The organism is Ruegeria denitrificans (assembly GCF_001458295.1).
Classification (GTDB): Bacteria; Pseudomonadota; Alphaproteobacteria; order Rhodobacterales; family Rhodobacteraceae; genus Ruegeria; species Ruegeria denitrificans.
Genome location: NZ_CYUD01000014.1, coordinates 1 through 20,083 on the forward strand (window position 1 = coordinate 1; position 20,083 = coordinate 20,083).

Consider the following 20,083-nt stretch of genomic DNA (forward strand, 5'->3'; position numbering starts at 1 on the left):
AGACCGCGAATATCACCAGAAAACACTTGCAATGCAGGAGCCACCCACAGAGGTCGTTCGACCTTGATCACCGTCGCTGCGGTGCGGCCTATCAAAGGAGACATTCGCTGCGCGAGCGATACTGGAAAACGGACGGAAGTCCGAAGAGAGCAACGATGCCACCGTTCAACATGATTGCGTCAGCGACCGCTTTGGCTAACGTTGGCGGTGATAAAACCTCGCTTATTCCGTAGCCAATTGTCGAAAATTATGACAGCAACACGCCCCTGATCGTCGAGCGGCTGACAACCCTGAGCGAGGGATTTTCACAACGACCGGCTGCCTCACAATGGTGGTTCCGACTAATAGTCGCCCAAGTATCATTCTCATTACTTTTGTTTCTCTTGTTGGAGCTCCGACGCCATTTCGTCCAGAATACCGAAAGCCACCGGATAAAAATTCTCGAACAGATCGATTACCGCAGATTCCTCTGCGGGATGATGTTTGCCGTTAGCGTCAGTCAATTGCCCCATCCGAAACACGACCTCGGTGCCTTTTTCAATTGGGACCAACTCATAGGTTTCCAGGTTTGTAAGGCCCTCGATAGAAGAATTGTGGAGGATATCGGTCACGTATTCGAATGGATGCCAGTCGACGATCAGCATCTGAAAGTGAGCCGCTTCATGAATGCAGTGCAGGCGCACGCCTGCAGACGTTCGCGACGCGTCCCCTTCCCGATAGGCGTCCCTCAACATCATCCAGCGCATCTTGAGCCGGGGATCCGTAAGCATTTCCCAGGCAATGACCGGCGGTGCTTTCAGTATATGCCGGGTTGTGAACACGGCATCCTCATCGGCAACGCGGACGGGCCCGGCGATCTCTCGGTATCTTTGCCAGGCGGCTGCAAGATCATAGACCCGCATGGGTACGTCACCAAAGTGCTCGAACTGAGCGCTATATTGCATGAGATCAGACTCGATGCCCATTTCCTGGAACGCGTCTTCCGAGAAAAGGGCGTAGCTGCGGATACCAGTATCTTCCTTCACATCGGTCTTCGCCATGCGATGCACCAATATGACGTCAGCACCGGAAATATCTTTCATCGGGCCAATCGAAAGTTCTTCGAATTTCCCGTGATGCGCAAGGATCTTCAGATCGAGATCGGCAACGTTGCGACATGCATTGCAGGGGCAAGTCGTATTCTGCACAATATTACGACGGCGTTCAGCAAATCCACGATAAAGGCTTTCGCATATGTTGAGGAAAGTTTCACCTGAAGGGAACGGTCCACTCGAATAAGCGAGAACGGCGTCACCTTCGAGACCCCGCAACTTCATTGGGTCCTTCAGTTCTATTACAATTGCTTCAAGCAAAGACCGGATGATTGGGTTGGCGTGTTCCAACTCTGACCGGGTTAGGTATCCCGTATAACCCGTAATATCCGCGATTAGCAGGTAACCTGTCTGAATAGACATCCGAGCATCCCCATTTGCATTTCGTCCCTTCACTGTAGCTTCCGCCACGATACCGGACAAGCGGGCCCGCCCCCGTCCGACATATCAGATAGACACTGCTGAGGCTGCAACGCCTGCTGTTTGGTATCGGACGCAGTCCAGAGAGCACCACAAGCGCATTTCCATCGCTCCCTTCCGCATGGAATACCTGACATCAAAGCAAACTTAGCCTTGGGAAGCTGACAGACTACAAAGTTATTCCGATTGCCGGAACCTGTTGAATGCGGCCTAAAGCGGACGGTGGACTTCCCAGCCGATCCCGCAGTGCGCGGACATTGTGCTGTCAAACAAACAGTGAAACGAACACTTACATCTTCGTTTCGCTGGCCTTCGCGTTAACGATCTCGAGTATTCTGTTTCTTTGAATTTTCCCCGATGGCCCTTTTGGAAGGTCAGGCAAGATATGAACTTCATCGGGTGATTTGAAACGACCCAATTGAGTTTCGCAAAGTTTCGACAGGCCCAGCGACGTCACCTTAGAACCTTCACGAATTTTGACCGCTGCCTCAACGGTTTCGCCGTAGCTTTTGCAAGGACGTGCAAACGCTGCGGCTTCAACAACATCGGGATGAGAGTATAGCGCTTCGTCGATCTCGCGCGGCGCAATGTTTTCGCCACCCTTGATGATCAGTTCCTTAAGCCGGCCGGTGACAAAAACGTAACCATCCTTGTCCATTCGGGCGAGATCACCAGTTCGTAACCATCCATCAGAGCTAAAGGTGCCTTTGGTTGCGTCGGGGTCGTTGAGGTATTCCAACATCACATTTGGTCCGCGAATGACCAATTCACCTTCCATTCCGTGTGGAACAGGTCGCAGGTCAGCATCAACGATTGCCGCCTCGTTTCCGTATGGGATGCCGGGAGAGCCGATCTTGCGAACGGCTGGAGGCAATGGGTTGGACAGAATTTGCGCAGCTGTTTCCGTGAGACCCATAGTTTCCACGATGGGGATTTCGAAACGGTCTTCAAAGGCCCGCTGCACGTCCGGCGCCAACGCTGAAGATGCAGAACGACCGAAACGCACTCGTTGGCGAGTAAGTGTATCTGGCTTAGTATCCGAATGCAGCAAGTGAGAAATGATGGTTGGTACAACCGAAAACCAGGTCGCCTCGACCTTACCAAAATTGTCCCAAAACCGGCTGGCCGAAAATCGTTCGCACATAGCCAATGACCCGCCTGAGACAAGTGTTCCCATGACTGTCACGCACAGCCCGTTGATATGGTAGATCGGCAAAACGCAAAACCCGCGATCGGTCTCGGACAAATCATGAGCGACCATAGTTGTCCAGCCGCCTGCCAGCAGGCTGGAATGTGTGTGAACCACGCCCTTTGGACGCCCAGTCGTTCCCGAGGTATACATCAACAGCGCATGGCTATCGGACGAGATGCTGTGCAGGTTACAGCCAGTATCGACAGCATCAGCAACTTGTAACGGGGTGATCCTGGCAGGATCGGCTGTCCGCTCGAACAATTCTGTTTGATCTGGATGCACAAAACCATAGCGCGCACCGCTGTGCTCCAAGGCGTAGGCTACGGCGCTATCGCCAGCGACAAGGTTAATCATAGTCGCCCGGAACCCGCCGTAGAGAACGCCGAAAAGAACCTCCAATGCTTCACGGCAATTGGGATATAGGATCGCAACACTCTCGCCTTTTTCCAAACCCAATTCGGTTAACATGACCGCAATACGGCGGGCTGTTACGCGCAATTCGCCCCAGCTCAGATCCGGTGCCCCATCCGGGAAAACAAAACCGGTTCCTCCCTGGCTTGCCCTGTAGTCTAACCAGTCGCGAACAGTTCCCTTGGGCGGTTCCATCATTGTCCGACCTCCGACCAGTAGACCCCGAAGATCTCTTCCAGTTCGGGTTCGCGCGGCGGTGTTTCACGTACGATTTTAGTGGTCTGGACGAAATGTCGCCAATGCAGATTGGTATCGATGGAATTCCTCCCCCAACTGCCGCAACCCATAGAAAGCGAAAAGGGCATTCCATTATTAAAGCTGCCGCCAGTGGCAAAGGTGTGCGCCTGGTTTACGATAACCCGGCAAGTGGGCAGATCACGCCCTAACCCAACCGCGCGCGTGTCATCATCAGTATGGATACCAACCGAATGTCCAGCACCTTGATATGCCAAAATGCGAGCGGCAAGTGCCTTGGCCGCCTCGAAATCTTCGGCACGGTAAAGCGCCAATACCCGGCTGAGTTTTTCCCCAGATAAAGGATAATCCGGACCTATCTCATCAGTTTCGACCGCCAGAAACTTGGTCCCTTCGGGAACTTTACCCGCCATCCCTAAGGCTTCGAGCATTTTGTCGGCGTCCTGGGCTATGACTGAACGGTTGAGATGCCCATCAGGCCAAAGTCGCGCCACGATGACACTTGCCTCAGAGGACGGCACCAAGGCGCCGCCCTCGGCTGCCATCGCGGTGACAAACGCGTCATAGACCGCGTCCACAACGACCAGCGCGTTTTCAGAAGAACATGACGTCGCGTTGTCAAAACATTTTGAAGCCGTGATTTTGGCTGCCGCTGCCTGCAAATCAGCAGTCTCGTCCACAATCACTGTCACATTGCCAGCGCCAACCGCCACGGCCGGCGTACCACAGGATTGCGCGCGGTGAACATTGTTCTGGCTGCCAGTACAGATCACCCGATCAACAGTTTCCATCAACCGTTGCGTTTTGGCCTTGGATCCGGGCGCGGGGATCATCTGAACCAAGTTGCGGTCCAGCCCCAGCTTGTCGAATTCTGAGTGGATGTAGTCGATCAACATTTCGCAGGAGGCCACGCCTTTGGGTGAGGGTGCCACCACGATAGAGTTGCCGCCTTTGAGCGCGTTGATGATATTGTTCGCGGGTGTCGCGGCAGGGTTGGTCGACGGCACAACCGCACCGATCACGCCGATAGGACGCGCAATTTCGGTAATGCCTGCTGTCGGATCGTCATTGATGACCCCGTGGGTTTTCACGTCAGCGATATCGCGCAGCAGGCCGAGTGTCTTCCGGTGGTTCTTAGTGATCTTGTCCGGCACGTTGCCCAGACCAGTGGTTTCAACCGCTGTTTCTGCCAGAGCCTTATTGCGCGCGGGCTCCATGATGGCCCATCCCGCTGCCAGTGCCGCTTTGTCGTATAGCGCCTGACTTCCACCAGCTTCGAAAGCTCGCTGCGCCTTGCGCGCCTGCGCTACGATACGATCTACTTCAGCTATTTCGGGTGAAATCCCGTCCTGAGCATTCATCTTGGTCCTCAATATGTTGTTCGGGGCGGACCCACTCCGCCCCGCTGTGTCCGTCCGGTTTAGAGACCGGCCAGCAACTCGTTCAGTGTCTGCTGGCGCTGAGCCCACATCTCGATCACTTCGTCCCGTGTCATGATGTGCATGGGGGAACCGCCGGCCTCCATTTTCTTGGCGACGCGGGAATTGGCGAACATCTCGGGCACCGTTGCGGAGAGTTTTTCGATAATCTCAGGCGATGTGCCTTTGGGCACCATCACGCCCCGAAAATTGACCGATGAATTATCGACATCCAGCCCCTGTTCCATCATCGTCGGCACGTCGGGCAGGAATGCGTTACGCTCTAGATCGGCGACGCCCAGTATTTTGACGTTGCCCGCTTCTTGGGCTCGGAACGCATCGGACAGGTTGTTGATACCGCCTAAAACTTCACCGGCGATCACGGCTTTCATGGCTGCAGCCCCACCGCCTTTGGTCGGGATGTACGCCATCTTGGTTCCGGCGGCTTTGTCGATCTGCAATGCTGCAATGTGATGGCCGACAAAAAGACCCGCGCCGGAAACGGTCAGCTTGCCTGGGTTTTCCTTGGCAAAGGCGACAACGTCCTCCATCGAGTTAAATTCGCTGTCCGCTCCAACAACAAATACAGCCGGGTCGGCACCCCAATTCGCTATGGGCTCAAAGCTGTCGGTCGAATACTCCACCCCACCTTTGATCGACTGAGCAATGAAATGCGGTACATTATAAGCTGCCAGCGTGTAGCCATCCGGGTCAGCCTGGGTCGCAAACCAGTTCCAGCCCACACGACCTCCTGCTCCGGGTTTGTTGATAATGGCGATGGGCATTCCCAGCGCGTCCTCGTTTCCAGAGGTCATGGTGACGATCCGTGCCTGAAAGTCGGTCGCGCCGCCTGCGCCGTAACTGACCATCATCATGATTGGCCGTTCGGGGTATTCCTCGGCCGCTGCTGCGCCTGCTAAACTCATCAGGCCCAACGCAGCCCCTGCAATCATTCGTCTCATTTGCATTTCCTCCCTAATTTGGTTCACCCGCAGTCTTTGCGGTCAGAACAGAATTTCTCTTGGTGTGTAGACATTCAGAAGCATGGCGAAGAGCCCGTACATCACTGCCAAAAAGACCGCTGTGATGACGCCGCGCTTGACCCAGGTTTTGGCTTCGGTATGCGGGTCTGGATCGTAGATCGACAGCAGAACGAAAAATGCGATGGCCGTCGCGGTGTAAAATCCCAGCGACTTGGCCGCCCAGAACACGTAGATCAGTGTAATGATCAGCCCAGGCAGCATGTTCAGGAACATCGCACGTGTCACGCCGTTACCGACCTTGGACAAGCCCATTACCGCTTTGCCAAACGTCCACCCAGCCAAACCCACGAACACAGTTGCAATAAGTCGCGGGAACAGGAATGCCTCGGCCGGTTGCTGGGTATAGCTGACCCAGGCCACCCAAAGACCTACTGCAAAAACCAGGCCCGACCCGAATATGTGTTGCGAGCGGTTCATGCCTGCGCCTCCTCTTTGGTGGTGTAGCGGCGACTGCGCAATTCCATCCAGACCGAGTATGCGATTGAGGCCAGCACCACTGCGATCAGGAAAAGGTTCAACCCGCCGGTCAGGAAATACGACGCCTTGCCTACGCTAGCATCAGCGATCATACCGCCTTGAATAAAATTAGCCTCGGCGATTGGACCAAGTATCAGACCCAACACCAGCGGTGCAGCTGAAAACCCAAAACGTTCGAGAAAGAACATGCCGATGCCGAGGCAAGCCATGACGTAGACGTCGCCCATCGAACCCTGCACCGAATAGGCGCCGAAGACCGACAACGACAGAACAATGGCTGCCATAACCGATTGCGGCACCTGTGCTACACGGGCGGCAAGACCGGCCACATAGAGGCCGAAGATGCACATCAAAACCTGCCCGATCAGCATCGAGTTAATGAAAGTCCAAGCCACGTCGGGATGGTTGTCGAACAGATCCGAGCCCGGGAATATCCCGTGGATCAGCAACCCGCCAAGCAATACGGCGGCTGTTGGGCTGCCGGGGATCGACAGGGTCAGCAGCGGTACCAGAGACGGGCCAACCATCGCATTATTGGCAGATTCCGCAGCGATCACGCCTTCGGAATGGCCTGTGCCGAACTTGTCTTTCTCGGACGAGAATTTCTTGGTTTGGTCATAAGCGACGAGCCCCGCGATTTGCCCTCCGACACCGGGGATCAGGCCGATGATCGAACCGGTCAGCGTACCGATGCTCAAAGCGCGGGTGCGGCTGAAAAGCTCGCGGAAGGCTTCTAGGATTGAGTGCCGTTGTACCTCAATGACTTCGGCACCGGTGTTGTGGCGGCCCTTGGCGAACATCGTCAGCACCTGCGGAATCGCAAACAGGCCAATTAGCGCGGCAATGATATTGATACCGCCACCCAAAGCAGGGTGGAAGATAAAGCGTTGCGCCCCCATGATGTCGTCAAATCCGATGGTAGCCAGCCACAACCCGATACAGCCCGAAAGCAGACCTTTGACCACCGAGGCGGAATCCAACGTCCCGATCACCGTCACACCTAGGATGGCCAACCAGAACAGGTGTGAAGGACCAAATGCCAACGCCCATTGGGCTAGTACAGGGGTTAGGAAGATCAACAGTAGCACGCCAAAGATGCCACCCACGGCTGAAGCCAGAAACGACAACTGCAGCGCCCGGGCACCCTGTCCCTGCTTGGCCATGGTATGCCCGTCCAATGTTGTTGCGATGTTTGCCGGCGCACCCGGGATCTTGAGCAAAATTGCACTTACGGCACCACCTGCGACAGTCGACGTATAGGCCGCACCCAGCAAGATCAGCCCCTGCGCGGCCTCAAGTTGAAAGGTGAAGGGGATCAGTAGTGCGACCGCCATCGTGGGTGACAAACCCGGCGTCGCACCCAAGATCAGGCCACCGATCGTGCCACCCAACAGCAGCATAAACGACAGCGGCGTGAATACGTCTCCGAAGTAATAAATGAATTCCATTCAGGGCCTCCCAACCCGTCGGTTCATGTTTTTACTTTTGTTGACAAATCAGGTTAGGCGATGAAAATAGTATTGCAAATGTTTTCATAAATTCGACTAAATGCAGGAATATTATGTCTAATTTTCAAAAGGGTAAGGTGGATATTGTGGCGGTTGCAAAGGCCGCAAAAGTGTCACCGTCCACAGTATCGCGCACCTTCAATCACCCAAATTTGGTCAGCCCCGCGACTCGGAAAAAGATCAATCGAGCCGTGCAGAGATTGGGATACATCCGAAACCGAGCGGCACAGACGATGCATGGAAAACGATCCGGTACCATTGGTCTGGTGGTGCCCACGATCAATCACGCGATTTTTGCCGAAGTCATTCAGGCCTTCTCGGACTCAATCGACAAAGCCGGATTCAGCCTGTTGCTGGCGTCGCATGGATATGACCTCGATCGGGAATACGCGATGGTCCGCAAGTTTCTGGAGCATCGTGTCGACGGAGTAGCGCTGGTCGGATTGGAACATTCCGACGCCACCGCACGACTGATCGAACAGCAGAAAATACCCGCGCTCGCTATCTGGAATTATTCGGAAGATTCCATCCTTCCGTGTGTCGGGGCCGATAATCGGCTGGCCGGGCGTCTTGCGACAGAACATCTACTGGCTTTGGGGCACCGTGACATTGGGCTGATCTTTCCCCAAACCAATGGTAATGACCGCGCGCAACATCGGATATCTGCCGTGCATGCTGCGCTTAACGAAATGGGTATTTCCGTTCCGAGTGAGCATGAGTCCGAAGCCCCATATAGTGTTTCGCAAGCCAAGCAAGCAGCCCTGACCCTCTTGGCGAAGCACTCTCGCCCAACGGCTCTGCTTTGCGGAAATGACGTCATTGCGCAAGGCGCATTGTTTGCGGCCCAGAGCCTGGGGTTGAAAGTTCCAGATGATCTTTCGATCATCGGCATCGGAGATTTCAAAGGATCAGCGGATGTTGAGCCGGGGCTCACAACCATTCGCATTCCGGCAGAAACCATCGGCAAACTCGCTGGCGAGCGGTTTACCGACTACATTACGTCAGACGATCCTAAGCCCTTTAGAATATGCTGCGAGGTGGAGCGAATTGTTAGAGGCACAACAAGCCCGTCGACAGTTCATTAGTCAGCTAAGCCAAGCCAATTTCCCTGCGAAAATCAAATCATTGGACGTTTGGCGAAACGCACAGATCAATGGCTTTAGTAATTAAGATTTGTTGGTTTCAAACTATTTTGAGCGTCCGCTTTTTGTAGTCGAGCGCAATCGTGTTGCTATTGCAGCGAATGACTGCTTTCCGCCCAAACCGGACGATGGCGCCTGAGTTTTGCAGTTCCTGAAATCCAGACAAGTTGACCAAAAATCAATTCAACTGAGATGTTCAATGAACTTGCCACAGCCGCACACGAAAGATGCATCAGCGTTTATTCATGTTGGACGGATTTTTGTCCTAACTTATCGGGATAGGACAGCGGACCAAAATGCCATTACACTAAGTTTGCAACGGGCTGGAGGTGTCTTTGTCAAATGAGGTTAGAAGACTTTCCGCAATAGTGGCTTTCGACATGGTTGGCTACAGCCGACTAATGGAGTTGGACGAGTCCGGAACCCGCGCGCGGCAAAGAACTGTCCTGGATAAGATCATTAACCCAAAGGTAATCGAGTTTGACGGTCGGGTAGTGAAGACCATGGGAGACGGAGCACTGATTGAGTTTGCCAGTGCCGTAAACGCGGTTTCATGGGCGGCTTCGGTACAACGCGCGATGATCATTCATGAATGTGATCAGGATGCGGATAAACGAATCTCTTATCGTATTGGGATCAATCTCGGTGACGTTCTCGTCGAGGGAGACGACATTTTTGGGGAAGGGGTGAACGTCGCTTCCCGCCTGGAAGGATTGGCTGAGCCCAAGGGGATTATGATCTCGGATACGGTATTCAAAAGCGTGAAGGGCAAACTGGATCTTGGATTTGCCGACGCCGGGCTCAACAAGGTCAAAAACCTTTCGGAGCCAATACAAGCATTCAAAGTGCTTCTTGACCCAGGTGATGCCGGCAAAATTCTTGCCGATACAAACCCGATCTCAGGCCGGATCGGAAAACCTATGGTTGCCGCAACGGTTGTTCTTTTGGTGGGTTTGAGTGTCCTCATCGGTTCAATCTGGACTCCGAGCTTCGGTGATCCCGACGATGGAATATTGATCGTCCCGTTTACGGCCGAAACAAGCTCTGACAGGATCTCAGCGGATGTCGTGACAGAATTGTTTCTTCGATCATACGGCAGGCTCAGGCAGTTACCCTCTGCTTCGTACAGTACATCGATGGGGTACAAAGGTATCGCCGTCACGTTAGCGGACCTAAAACGGGACATAGATGTCAGGTATGTTCTCGATGGGTCAGTTAGAACACTCGAAAACGAAATCGAAATCCGTGCGCGTCTCAGAGATGCAACAGAAAGCGGCGACGGCGTCATCTGGCAGCAAGTTGCAGTAGGGGAAAATGACCAGCTGTTCGACCTTGTCAGCGACCTGAAATTCAAAGCAGCTGGCGCGCTGAAGCTCAAACTCAACCCGGTCGAGCGCCGTTTTTTTGAAGAGACACCCACAACTGACCAAAACGCATTTCTTGCCTATGCAAACGCCGATAGGTTGCTGCATAGCAAGGATTTCACGGATATCGGTAAAGCCCTTCCGTTATACGAGGAAGCAATCTCGCTAGATCCAAACTTTGTTGAGGCTAAACTTGGATATGCAGAAGCTAACTTTCAAATCTGGGAAGGAAGCTACAACACAATACGTTTCACGCTGGACGCTCTGGATGAAGCAAAGACTATTGTCCGAGATGTGCTCAGCGCCGATCCCTCAAATTCAGTCGCTATTGGATTGCAAGTCAGATTGCTATTGCAACAACTCCAAAGGGACCGCGCTTTGTCTATGGCGAGAGCCGCAGTATTCAACAGCCCAAGCGAACCAGGCCTTAGGCTTGTGCACGGGCTCACTTTGAATGCGGTTGGCGATTACGAACAGGCCATTGAGGCGTTCAATCAGTACGAGGCGCTGTCTGCGCGCCTCAGTTCGGGCGACAAAGGGGATCTGGCTTGGAATCTGCTCCGGGCGGGCAACACCCAGAAGGCGCTTTCGTTGTTGCTTAGCATTCCGGAGAACGAACTGCGCGAACAGCATTTTAGATTTCTGGCGGAAGCTTTTTTCCGCGAAGGCGATAGCGAAAAGGCTCGTGAATATATCCAGCGCTTTCTGACCAATAACGTATGGCTGAATGTGATGTGGATGAAGCCATGGTTCGAAATTTATGATGATCCTAATGTATTCATTATCTATTCCGAAGCAATGTTGGCGTCTGGATTGCCTAAATGGCCTTACAATTTCGACAAGGGGCGCGAAGGGGACCGCATCGGGCACGATGAGCTACTTGAATTGTACTCCGAGCAGTTCGAAGAACAGTTCACGACAGGCCCATTTGGAGCGCCATATTCAGAAGAACGAAGAGCTGACGGAACGGTCGAAATGGAATTTGGTTGGATGAATGGTATCCCTCTCAATGGGACTTGGAGTATCAAAGACGATACTATTTGTCAGAGGCTTCCTTCGGTCCATCAGGGGAGAGAACAATGCCATTTCCTATATCGTGACGCGGAAAGGTCGACCGAGACCAATCGGCATGTGTCAGCAGTCTTGTCCTTCGGTGTGATCGAATCAGAATTCGTACGTCTCAAAGAGTATTGATTGCAACGCATTGCATACTTCTATGAATTCTGCGGATGCCAGATTGGCGTTTTAGAAGGCGACATAATCACTTCTTTTAAAGACTACCTGTGAGAACTAATCGAATTTTGCAAAGTCTGCTTCCTGTGCGTTGCTGCCAATAGTGATGCTCAGTGTTGTAAGCGCGGCGAACGGCAGCTTTGTGGCCAGACTGTTACTTTTTCAGTTCGACAGAATGATACATTCGCAAATTGCGGTGTGCTTTCTTTCCCACCACTTTCCCAATTTTTTGGGCCCGCGGCATTTGGACAAGCCAAACGCCCTGGCCGTCAGGGTGAGGGCGCGGCCCTCTCCCGCGTTCGCCACGTGGCAGATCAGCAGGAACAGGCAGCTTCGCTGTCTGATCTGCAAATCAGCCCTGATTTTCCAAAAGGGAGGCCAGGTCAAACAAAGTCATTGCGGGAGTATCAAAATGGGGATTCTGGATCAGTTTAAGACGCAAAGGTCAAATTCAACTGATGGCCAACATCGGGGGGGTGCCTTCCGATGTCGAACGTTCACCCGTTTCTGGTCCAACTGTGACGGTTGGGTAAGGTTCGTGTGACGTTCAACAGGATACCAATGGCGGACCGAGGAGCAACTCCATATTTTCTGTAACTATCTGTGAAATTTTTATAAAAATATCCGCTTCAAGATGCATACCACTAAATATACCACACTGAGTATAAGAACTGGCGTTTCAAAGCCTCAAGTTCGAGTATGACGGAACGACCGGTAAAACGTAAATAACAGACATTTTCGCCCCAAGGCTGCCGTTTTGTAGACCTGAGTTCTCTAGTAGCGCGAGCTATCTGTTAGAAAAACCTAAAGCTGGGACCCAATTGGTAAAATACTTAGAAAACCAGCAACTAAGTGATCCCAAGCCGATCCTGTCGGCTCGAATTGGTACTCAAGAACGTTGCCATCATCGCCTCTTGTCGTCCATTTAAGCTGGCCGGCTTTCTCGAGCGTCACGTTATATGTGTATGCGGGTAACGCGTCGTCCAAGGCACCCATGGTCTGTGTTGCCAAAACTGGCGAGTCAATCAGAATTCCCATCTCGGTGTTGATGTTGACAGATCGCGGGTCCCAGTTGAAGGACCCCACGAACAGGTATCGGTCATCAACTGAAAATGCCTTGGAATGTAGACCTGACCTCGACTGCGCCCAATTGATACCGCGGCGTTGGACTTTATAGGCGTCCGGTCGCAGCTCATAGAGTTCTACTCCACCGCGTAGAAGTGCACGGCGTTTCTTGGCGTAGTGCGCGTAGACGGGTGCGACGTCGTTAGATGCAAGTGAATTCGTTACAACTTTTACGTCGACGCCACGGCTTTCCAACTCGGTCAGCCATTTCACACCGTTGTTGCGCGGCACGAAATAGGCGGAGACGATGTTCACCTCACTGCTGGCATTCTCAAAGTACGGAAGCAATTGAGATGCCAGAACGGGGCTTGAGTTCTCGAGACCGGCGGCTTTCGACGGAGGATCAGCGTAAAGCTTCGCAGGCAGCCAATCCAGTGACAGGGCTCCATCTGCGAAGTTCTCTTGCGCTGACTTTCTGAGAGCCGCGCCATACTGCGTTTGCTTTGCTTCCTCGACCAGTTCGTTCAACCTGACTCGCGCGTCACCAAGGTCAAATTCCTGAGGTTCTCCAACGACTACCCGAGCTGGAACGGCGAATTCGCTGTTCCAGTATGAGTCGAAGCTTTGCGACACCTCGCGTACAACGGGGCCTGCGGCCAGGACATCCAGATCAGCGTAGTTAATTTCTTCCTGCGCGAGAAAGTACTCGTCGCCGATGTTTCTCCCGCCCACAATCGTGAACACATTGTCTGCGGTCATGGATTTGTTGTGCATTCGGCGATTGATACGCTTGAAATCTGTTAAACCTGCGATCAGAAGGCTTTGTTCCCGCCAGAACGGATTGAACAGCCGGATCTCAATATTTTTGTGATTGTCCAATGCGGCCGTCATCGCGTCATAGCTGGACGTATCCATGTCATCAAGCAACAATCGGACACGAACACCCCGATCTGCTGCCTGCAAAAGACTGGCAGCGAATAGGTGGCCCGTTGGGTCGTCGTGCAGAAGGTAGTATTGCGCGTCTATCGTTCGCTCGGCCGCAGCAGCAAGTAATAGCCTTGATACAAGAGCTTCTTCGCCGTCACTGATCAGCTTGACACCCGACCGACCGTCTTTGGGGTCCCCAAGGCGATTGGCGGCCTGACCCAGACCTGTGCCCGAATTTACCGGCAGCGCAGCTGATACAGTCTTTTCATATGTGCGAGTTTTGGGAGCGCAAGCGACAAGGGTCACCGTGCACAAAATACAGACCACTAGCTGCCATCGCGTCATCAGCTTCCTCCATCCCCGTATCCTAGATGACTACGCCGAGACGGGTGATTGCAAGTTTGTTCTGTGAAGCATTTGTGCAAGGTTCGACCGGGCTAGAAGCAACCGTCAATGTAGCCGTCTGTCAGGGTGCATCGCTTCGAAAAGTCGGAATTGCAAAGTTCGTTCTTGAATGTCTGCATTGGGCTGCGATCAGCCGAATGCAACTGTAGCATGCCTTAAACTTCACGTGGCTGGACTGGGCTTGAGCCGTCTTTCGCCGCGCTCCGCCTGATTGACCGCTATGCGGACTTTTCTGCCATTAAACACTATCTGTTTAATTTCTGCTCTCAGCTCGAAGCAGAAGCAGAAAAACGCGGTCAGATTGAGGAAAGCAGACCTTCGACGACCCAGAACCGAAGGACCTACTTGCAGACAAAGCAAGTTAAAATTCCAAAGATGATTTGAAGTTTCTTAAATTGCTAGTGGTATCAAGATACTCAACGTTGTGCATCAGATGGGCGCACGTATATTGCTTGGAAGCTTGCTTGAAGGACCCGTTCAGCCAATCCTTGAGTTGGCGAGGAACTGTGCTTGTACAATGAATGGATCGACCCCATGACCTTTTCTGTTGGCTTCCTTACAGCGTCCGTTGCATCAATCGCTCTTGCGGCGACGGCAGTACAGGCGCAAACCGCCGACACCGTATACACCGATGCGCAGGTCTATACGGTAAACCCTGATCAAGAATGGGCTGAGGCGTTTGCCATTGAGGATGGACGCTTCATTGCTGTCGGTTCAGCAGAAGAAGTTGCTGCACTGGCCGGGAACGAGACCGAAACGATCGACCTTTCGGGTGCGATGGTATTGCCCGGCCTGTATGACATCCATGTTCATTTGCGAAATTGGTATGTCGCCGCGGCATTGTCTGACGAGACGATCCAACTCCCCGGCGATGCCGGCCCGGAAGCCGCAGCGGAGTTAATTCGCGATTTTGTGGCCGCGCGACCAGATCTCGAATATCTTTTTGGAGCTGGATTGGCCAACGAGCTGTTTGATGGAGAACCGACCACTGCCTGGCTTGATGAGGCAGTCTCTAACATTCCCGTCTACATTATCACCGCAACAGGGCACGAGGCAGTGCTGAATACACCCGCGATGATCAATAGCGGTATTGATGCCGATACGCCGGACCCACGGAACGGGATCATCGTGCGGGACCCTGAAACCGGAGAGGCAACAGGCTATATGAAAGAGGCCGCGATGGGTCTTTATGCGATGCCATTTCTACGTGGTCTGGAACTCGAAACCCACGTGGACGGCGCAAGGGACGTGTTGCACTTGCTTGCCTCAATGGGGGTGACATCCGCCAGGAACATGCATAGCGAATTGATTAATGTGCAGGCACTACATCAACTTGCCACATCCGAAGGTCTTCCGATCAGGGTTAGTGTAGCTTGGACCTACGATTCCCCGACGCGGGCATATCAATCTGTGGAAGATCAACGCGCTGCAATTGATAGGTTTCAAGATTTTATCGCGCCACGGCTCGACCCAACCTTTATTAAGGTCAATATCGATGGCATCCCGACTGAGACCGGTGCGATGCTGGAACCTTTCCTGACGAACGACCCGGAAGTGGATCAGTCCCAGCCAGACGCGGGTTCACAGTATGATCCTCTTACTTCTGGTCAGGGCGACTATGGGCTGATCTTCTTCACCGAAGAGGAACTTGTGGCCGACATTATCCGGTTTGAAGAACAAGGTATGAAAGGCATGGTTTTCCACACTGTGGGTGACCGGGGTGCTCGGCTTGTTCTGGACGCAATGGAGACCGCACGGGATCAACTGGGTGAGTTGAAAGGCCGCTATCAGCTTGCCCACTCGTTTTTCATATCCGAAGAGGACATGCCTAGACTGGTGGAACTGGATCTGACACCGGAATTCTCTCCAGTACTATGGTTTTCGAACCCTCACAACGACGTCGTAAACCGCGTGGTTGGCCCGGAACGCGCGCAGAGGGTTTTCCCAATGCGCTCTGTGGCTGATGCCGGAGGACGGGTCGTTATCGCTTCTGATGGTCCGCTGTTCATGCAAACCCCATTGGCATCGATAGAGGCGGCCGTGACCCGTATCGATCCTGTGGCCGACACGAGTCCACCCGATCCTGCGGTGGGCCAAGCCATCACGCTAAAGGAGGCCATTTTGGCCCGAACAATCAACTCTGCATATCTGGATTTTGCGGACGCGGAGCTTGGATCGATCGAGAAAGGCAAGCTTGCCGATTTCATTGTGCTTGACCGTAACCTCTTTGAAATCCCGATAGCGGAGTTAAGTGAGGTGCAGATATTAAAGACGTTCGTCGAGGGTGAAGTGGTTTTTGAAGCCAAGTAAAGTTTTTGAGCAGTGTTATCGCGGCTCGCCAGCGCCAAGGCTCAATTCGGCGGAAACGAGCGCCTGCACAAATGTCCGTTTCAGAGCAGGCCTTCAACTATGCTGAGCCTGCTTTCCGCGCATTCCTGTCATTGGTACGCCTTGCAGCATTGGTAACTATGGGCTCAATGTTGCCGTTCTCTGCGACGCGCATGATTGACCGATGGCAGCCCCAAACCGGACATTCATTACTGAGCTTTGGAAGTCCTTGGAGCATACAAATCCGCCTTTTACCCACGAAGCTTTCTCTCACACAGAAAACCTTTGCGCTTGCGCTTGCGATCATTCGGCGGGCGGCAGATTTTCCCAGGCCGGTCGTTTAATCCAGCGGACTTCGGCTAAATCCAAGCCAGTCTTCCGCCGCGATCTGGCCCTACAATCCAAGAGCAGATAACGCGGACCCTTGCCGAATGATCGGCAAAAGGTTCTTCACCACAAGTATGTGGGCTTTGCCGATTTCTCAAACCCAGTTTGGCAAGAATTGCTTCTCGCAGGTTACTCCTGGCCAAGGTCGAGTCGGCCTGCGTTGAGCCAATCTGACAATTCTGTTCGTTCACTTGGGTCAGGTGGCCCGGCGGGTGTCGGGGGGGCAACTGGCAACGGATTGCCTGACCCTATAACTTCTCGAACGGTTACTGACTCCACCGAAATGTTCCAGACGAGCATATCTTGAGCCAAGGTAAGCGGCCCATCATAGGTCATTCGAATTGCCGCAATTGTATCAGGGGCGATGTCGAAATCGGCAAATGTATGATAGGCAATCGCGTGCCGAGGCTCGATAGCCGAAAATAGCTTGCCGCACGCATCCGGTGGTGTGTGAACTACCGTTGCAACCAAACGAGCACGTTCGGGATCGTAGTTCTTTATGTCGATAAATTGTTGTACCGTTAGGTAACATTCATGGATGACGAGATCAGCCTCTTTGGCGTTTTCTACGAACCACTTGTTTGGGTTGGTGTCACCCGAATAGACAAACTTAAGCCCGTTCCATTCCACGCTGTATGACACGGAACCGTCAATGCCGTGTATCGCGGGCCAGGAGCGTATGACCACACCATTGTTATCATAAACCACCTGCGTCTTCGAATAGTCGAACTCAGTTACCTTTAGATGGCCTCCCGCGGAGGGCATGTTTCCGCGACGTCCAGCCACGTCCCACGCTAGCATTTTTTGAAGCCCATCCATTGCCGCCGCGGTTCCATACTCTGGTTCCAGTCCACTTGGCCCCCAGACCTGTAATGGCACAGTCCGGTTGGAAACCCATCCGCCGACAAAAAGCGCATCCAGGTCTCCGATATGATCTACATGCAGGTGACTGATGAACACTTTGTCGAGATACGTGTACGGAATCTCCAAGGCTGCCAAATTGGCTAACGAACCAGTCCCGACATCGAATAGAAATTTATCGCCGTTCCCAAGTTCGACCAACCATGATGCAGACGCCTGGGAGTGTCGAAAATTGGGCGTTCCCGTACCCAACGAGACAACGCGCATCTCCGCTTCACCAAGTGGTTCAGTATTCGGATAATAGAACTTTCGCGCCTCCATCGCACTGTCAGAAGCCGCAGTTGAGCATATCGAAGCAAATGCCAAGCCTAGAGTTGATATCAGATTCAATCGCACACTTAATCCCCCCAAAATCCCCCCAAAAATTTTTGATTTCGATAAGGATACTACGAAATACCATCAGCCCGAAATCGATAGCCATTGGACACGGAGCGGACCCGCAGGAGACCAGCGTGTGACACCAATGTGTACAAAATCAACGCTTCAATCAGCTCGGAGGCAAAAGCTGCAAAATTGATCGAAAATGGCGCTGTTCAACCCAATCGGTGGGAAGCTATTTGTCCACCAAAACTCGCCAGTGCCGGTCAATTACACTCGGCCAGTTTTCTTGCTGTTTCAGATCGTTCGTTGTCTCACCCATCAGGGTTATGACCATCATCCGGCCTCGAATCTCAGCATCAGGGGGTGCAAAACCGAGCTCTTGGAACAGCCATGTAGAAAATTCAAATCGTCGTTTAATAGCACGCTTATAGCATTGTGCGGCATCGGCGTCGGATTTTGCCCAGACCGCGATAGCTCCATCCGGCCTGGAAGCGTCTTCGCGGATAACCTGATGCATCAATACCCTTATCCGCTCTTCCGGCGGTCCCTGGAACTGAAGTGCGTCTTCGATGATATGACCAGTTAGAGCGTCTTCCCAAAATAGCAGAACCGAGTCGAGAAGATCCTTTAAGTTCCGAAAATGCCAGTAGAAACTTCCACTGGTCAGGCCAAGCCTGCGGGCAATTGCAACAACTTTCACACCTTCGATTCCCCGCTCCCTCAGAACGTCCAGTGTCGCAAGCAGCCAATCTTCCCGTGACGCCTTTTCCCGTTTTTCAATTATCCTTGGCTCAGCTTCCATAGGCACCTCTATTGACATAGAGCAGTCTATGGACCTACCGTAGAGATGTCTACGGAGAATGGGGAGCTCACGAATTTGTGTGCTGAATGACTATTTCAGTATGGAGGGGGAACTATGATTAGCTTGCTCAATTTCGCAACGGCCTTGTTTTTTGCTATGGGGATTGCGGTAGCTGGAACCGCCACAGCGCAGAATATGTTGCCCACGGGTCGAACGGCTGCCCCCATTGAAGATAGTGTTTATCCAGCATCCTATTTCCCCAATACTGAAATACTTGGCGAAGATGAGATGCGGATAACCGCGTTAGGGACAGGTATGCCAAACCAGACAAAGGCCGCCGTTTCAATTTCGTTTTATGTGGAATTGGGCAACGGTGATGTCTTTCTGTTTGACGTCGGCACCGGATCAACAGGTAACTTGTTCTCACTGCGCCCGGATTTTTCGAAGATCGACAAAGTTTTCTTCAGTCACCTGCATGTTGATCATGTCGGGGACTTTATGGGGCTGCACGTTGGTGGATGGTTATCAGGTCGTTATACACCGCTTCACATCTATGGCCCCTCGGGATCAGAAGATGAACTTGGGACAAAAGCCTACGTTGAAGGTATGTCAAAAGCCTATGCGTGGGACCTTGCTACGCGAACGGGTGCGTTGCCGGATGAGGGCGCCAAGCTCGAAGTCACCGAGTTCGACTACATGCAGGAAAACGAGATCGTTTATCAAGACAACGGTGTCACCATTCGTTCCTGGCCTGCGATCCATAGTCTCGACGGTTCCGTCAGCTATTCCCTTGAGTGGAATGGGCTGAAATACGTTTTCGGCGGAGATACCTACCCGAACAAGTGGTATGTCGAATATGCCAAAGGAGCCGATCTTGCTTCCCACGAGGCTTTCCTGCCACCTGATGCGCTGGCACCGTATTTTGGCTGGGACATGACGCAAGCGACATATGTCGCCACGCGCGTCCATTCCGAGCCAGCGGCATTCGGAAAGGTCATGTCTGCCGTCGAACCGCGTATGGCTTTGGGGTATCATTCCGTGCTTTCACCAGAAAACTACCAGGCGATTCTGGAGGGTGTGCGGGCGACTTACGATGGGCCACTCACGCTGGCACGTGATCTTCAGGTGATCAACGTAACCAAAGACCAGATCGTCGTACGCGAGGCGAGCGTGGATGACTATGCGTTGCCGCCCGCAGTAAGCGACGAATACATCAATGCACAGCGTTCAAAGGAAAAAGAACCGTCGGACAAGGTCCAAGCAGGTAAATGGGACGGTTACACGCCACCACCTATGCCGGATCAAAACTGACGTAATGACACGTTTTTGTGCGGCTCGATAATGAGCTGCACAAGACGGAAATGACACAGTTT

At 52.9% G+C, this 20,083-nt stretch carries 13 protein-coding genes; 4 read left to right on the forward strand and 9 right to left on the reverse strand.

Going from position 1 to position 20,083, the window contains the following annotated elements; translation table 11 throughout:
• Positions 1-368: 368 nt before the first annotated feature.
• The 6 genes from RUE5091_RS18385 to RUE5091_RS18410 all read right to left on the reverse strand — a co-directional run bounded on the left by RUE5091_RS18385 (position 369) and on the right by RUE5091_RS18410 (position 7,755).
• The gene (locus RUE5091_RS18385) at positions 369-1,382 is read right to left on the reverse strand and encodes a DUF2652 domain-containing protein (protein WP_165590796.1); all 1,014 of its coding nucleotides are present in this window, start codon (positions 1,380-1,382) and stop codon (positions 369-371) included.
• Positions 1,383-1,800: 418 nt separating this feature from the next.
• On the reverse strand, positions 1,801-3,312 hold the full coding sequence (locus tag RUE5091_RS18390; RefSeq protein WP_058283419.1) for a class I adenylate-forming enzyme family protein: 1,512 nt from the start codon (positions 3,310-3,312) through the stop codon (positions 1,801-1,803).
• Positions 3,309-4,730, reverse strand: coding sequence for an acylating sulfoacetaldehyde dehydrogenase (gene sauS / locus RUE5091_RS18395; RefSeq protein WP_058283420.1), 1,422 nt, complete (start codon positions 4,728-4,730; stop codon positions 3,309-3,311). Before sauS ends, RUE5091_RS18390 begins: the two co-directional genes overlap by 4 nt.
• 59 nt (positions 4,731-4,789) lie before the next feature.
• The gene (locus tag RUE5091_RS18400) at positions 4,790-5,749 is read right to left on the reverse strand and encodes a Bug family tripartite tricarboxylate transporter substrate binding protein (protein ID WP_058283421.1); all 960 of its coding nucleotides are present in this window, start codon (positions 5,747-5,749) and stop codon (positions 4,790-4,792) included.
• 42 nt (positions 5,750-5,791) lie between these two features.
• Positions 5,792-6,247 (reverse strand): tripartite tricarboxylate transporter TctB family protein, encoded by a 456-nt coding sequence (locus RUE5091_RS18405; protein ID WP_058283422.1) that lies wholly within the window; start codon positions 6,245-6,247, stop codon positions 5,792-5,794.
• Entirely contained in the window at positions 6,244-7,755 is a 1,512-nt protein-coding gene (locus tag RUE5091_RS18410; protein ID WP_058283423.1) for a tripartite tricarboxylate transporter permease, read from the reverse strand. Before RUE5091_RS18410 ends, RUE5091_RS18405 begins: the two co-directional genes overlap by 4 nt.
• A 113-nt stretch (positions 7,756-7,868) precedes the next feature.
• Between RUE5091_RS18410 and RUE5091_RS18415 the strand changes: the two genes are divergently transcribed.
• Positions 7,869-8,900 carry a LacI family DNA-binding transcriptional regulator gene (locus RUE5091_RS18415; protein ID WP_058283424.1) on the forward strand — a complete coding sequence of 344 codons (1,032 nt, stop codon included), beginning with the start codon at positions 7,869-7,871 and terminating at the stop codon, positions 8,898-8,900.
• A gap of 392 nt (positions 8,901-9,292) precedes the next feature.
• Positions 9,293-11,515 (forward strand): tetratricopeptide repeat protein, encoded by a 2,223-nt coding sequence (locus tag RUE5091_RS18420; RefSeq protein ID WP_131726335.1) that lies wholly within the window; start codon positions 9,293-9,295, stop codon positions 11,513-11,515.
• Between the two features lie 843 nt (positions 11,516-12,358).
• On the opposite strand, the gene RUE5091_RS18430 is transcribed toward RUE5091_RS18420, so the two are convergent.
• On the reverse strand, positions 12,359-13,891 hold the full coding sequence (locus tag RUE5091_RS18430) for a phospholipase D family protein (protein WP_058283427.1): 1,533 nt from the start codon (positions 13,889-13,891) through the stop codon (positions 12,359-12,361).
• 594 nt (positions 13,892-14,485) lie between these two features.
• Here RUE5091_RS18430 and RUE5091_RS18435 point away from each other — a divergent pair.
• Positions 14,486-16,261, forward strand: coding sequence for an amidohydrolase (locus RUE5091_RS18435; RefSeq protein ID WP_131726336.1), 1,776 nt, complete (start codon positions 14,486-14,488; stop codon positions 16,259-16,261).
• 534 nt (positions 16,262-16,795) lie between these two features.
• On the opposite strand, the gene gntH (RUE5091_RS18445) is transcribed toward RUE5091_RS18435, so the two are convergent.
• Positions 16,796-17,923, reverse strand: a complete 1,128-nt coding sequence (gene gntH, locus RUE5091_RS18445) for a guanitoxin biosynthesis MBL fold metallo-hydrolase GntH (RefSeq protein ID WP_131726337.1) — start codon at positions 17,921-17,923, stop codon at positions 16,796-16,798.
• A gap of 217 nt (positions 17,924-18,140) precedes the next feature.
• A complete protein-coding gene (locus RUE5091_RS18450; RefSeq protein WP_165590797.1) occupies positions 18,141-18,710 on the reverse strand; it encodes a TetR/AcrR family transcriptional regulator in 570 nt (189 codons plus the stop codon).
• A gap of 114 nt (positions 18,711-18,824) precedes the next feature.
• On the opposite strand from RUE5091_RS18450, the gene gntH (RUE5091_RS18455) reads away from it, so the two are divergent.
• Entirely contained in the window at positions 18,825-20,021 is a 1,197-nt protein-coding gene (gene gntH, locus RUE5091_RS18455) for a guanitoxin biosynthesis MBL fold metallo-hydrolase GntH (protein WP_058283432.1), read from the forward strand.
• Positions 20,022-20,083 lie beyond the last annotated feature (62 nt).

Coding starts and splice junctions, on each gene's coding strand:
- RUE5091_RS18390 (WP_058283419.1), bottom strand. CDS start 3,312: ATGATGGAACCGCCCAAGGGAACTGTTCGCGACTGGTTAGACTACAGG.
- sauS (WP_058283420.1), bottom strand. CDS start 4,730: ATGAATGCTCAGGACGGGATTTCACCCGAAATAGCTGAAGTAGATCGT.
- RUE5091_RS18400 (WP_058283421.1), bottom strand. CDS start 5,749: ATGAGACGAATGATTGCAGGGGCTGCGTTGGGCCTGATGAGTTTAGCA.
- RUE5091_RS18405 (WP_058283422.1), bottom strand. CDS start 6,247: ATGAACCGCTCGCAACACATATTCGGGTCGGGCCTGGTTTTTGCAGTA.
- RUE5091_RS18410 (WP_058283423.1), bottom strand. CDS start 7,755: ATGGAATTCATTTATTACTTCGGAGACGTATTCACGCCGCTGTCGTTT.
- RUE5091_RS18415 (WP_058283424.1), top strand. CDS start 7,869: ATGTCTAATTTTCAAAAGGGTAAGGTGGATATTGTGGCGGTTGCAAAG.
- RUE5091_RS18430 (WP_058283427.1), bottom strand. CDS start 13,891: ATGACGCGATGGCAGCTAGTGGTCTGTATTTTGTGCACGGTGACCCTT.
- RUE5091_RS18435 (WP_131726336.1), top strand. CDS start 14,486: ATGACCTTTTCTGTTGGCTTCCTTACAGCGTCCGTTGCATCAATCGCT.
- RUE5091_RS18450 (WP_165590797.1), bottom strand. CDS start 18,710: ATGGAAGCTGAGCCAAGGATAATTGAAAAACGGGAAAAGGCGTCACGG.
- gntH (WP_058283432.1), top strand. CDS start 18,825: ATGATTAGCTTGCTCAATTTCGCAACGGCCTTGTTTTTTGCTATGGGG.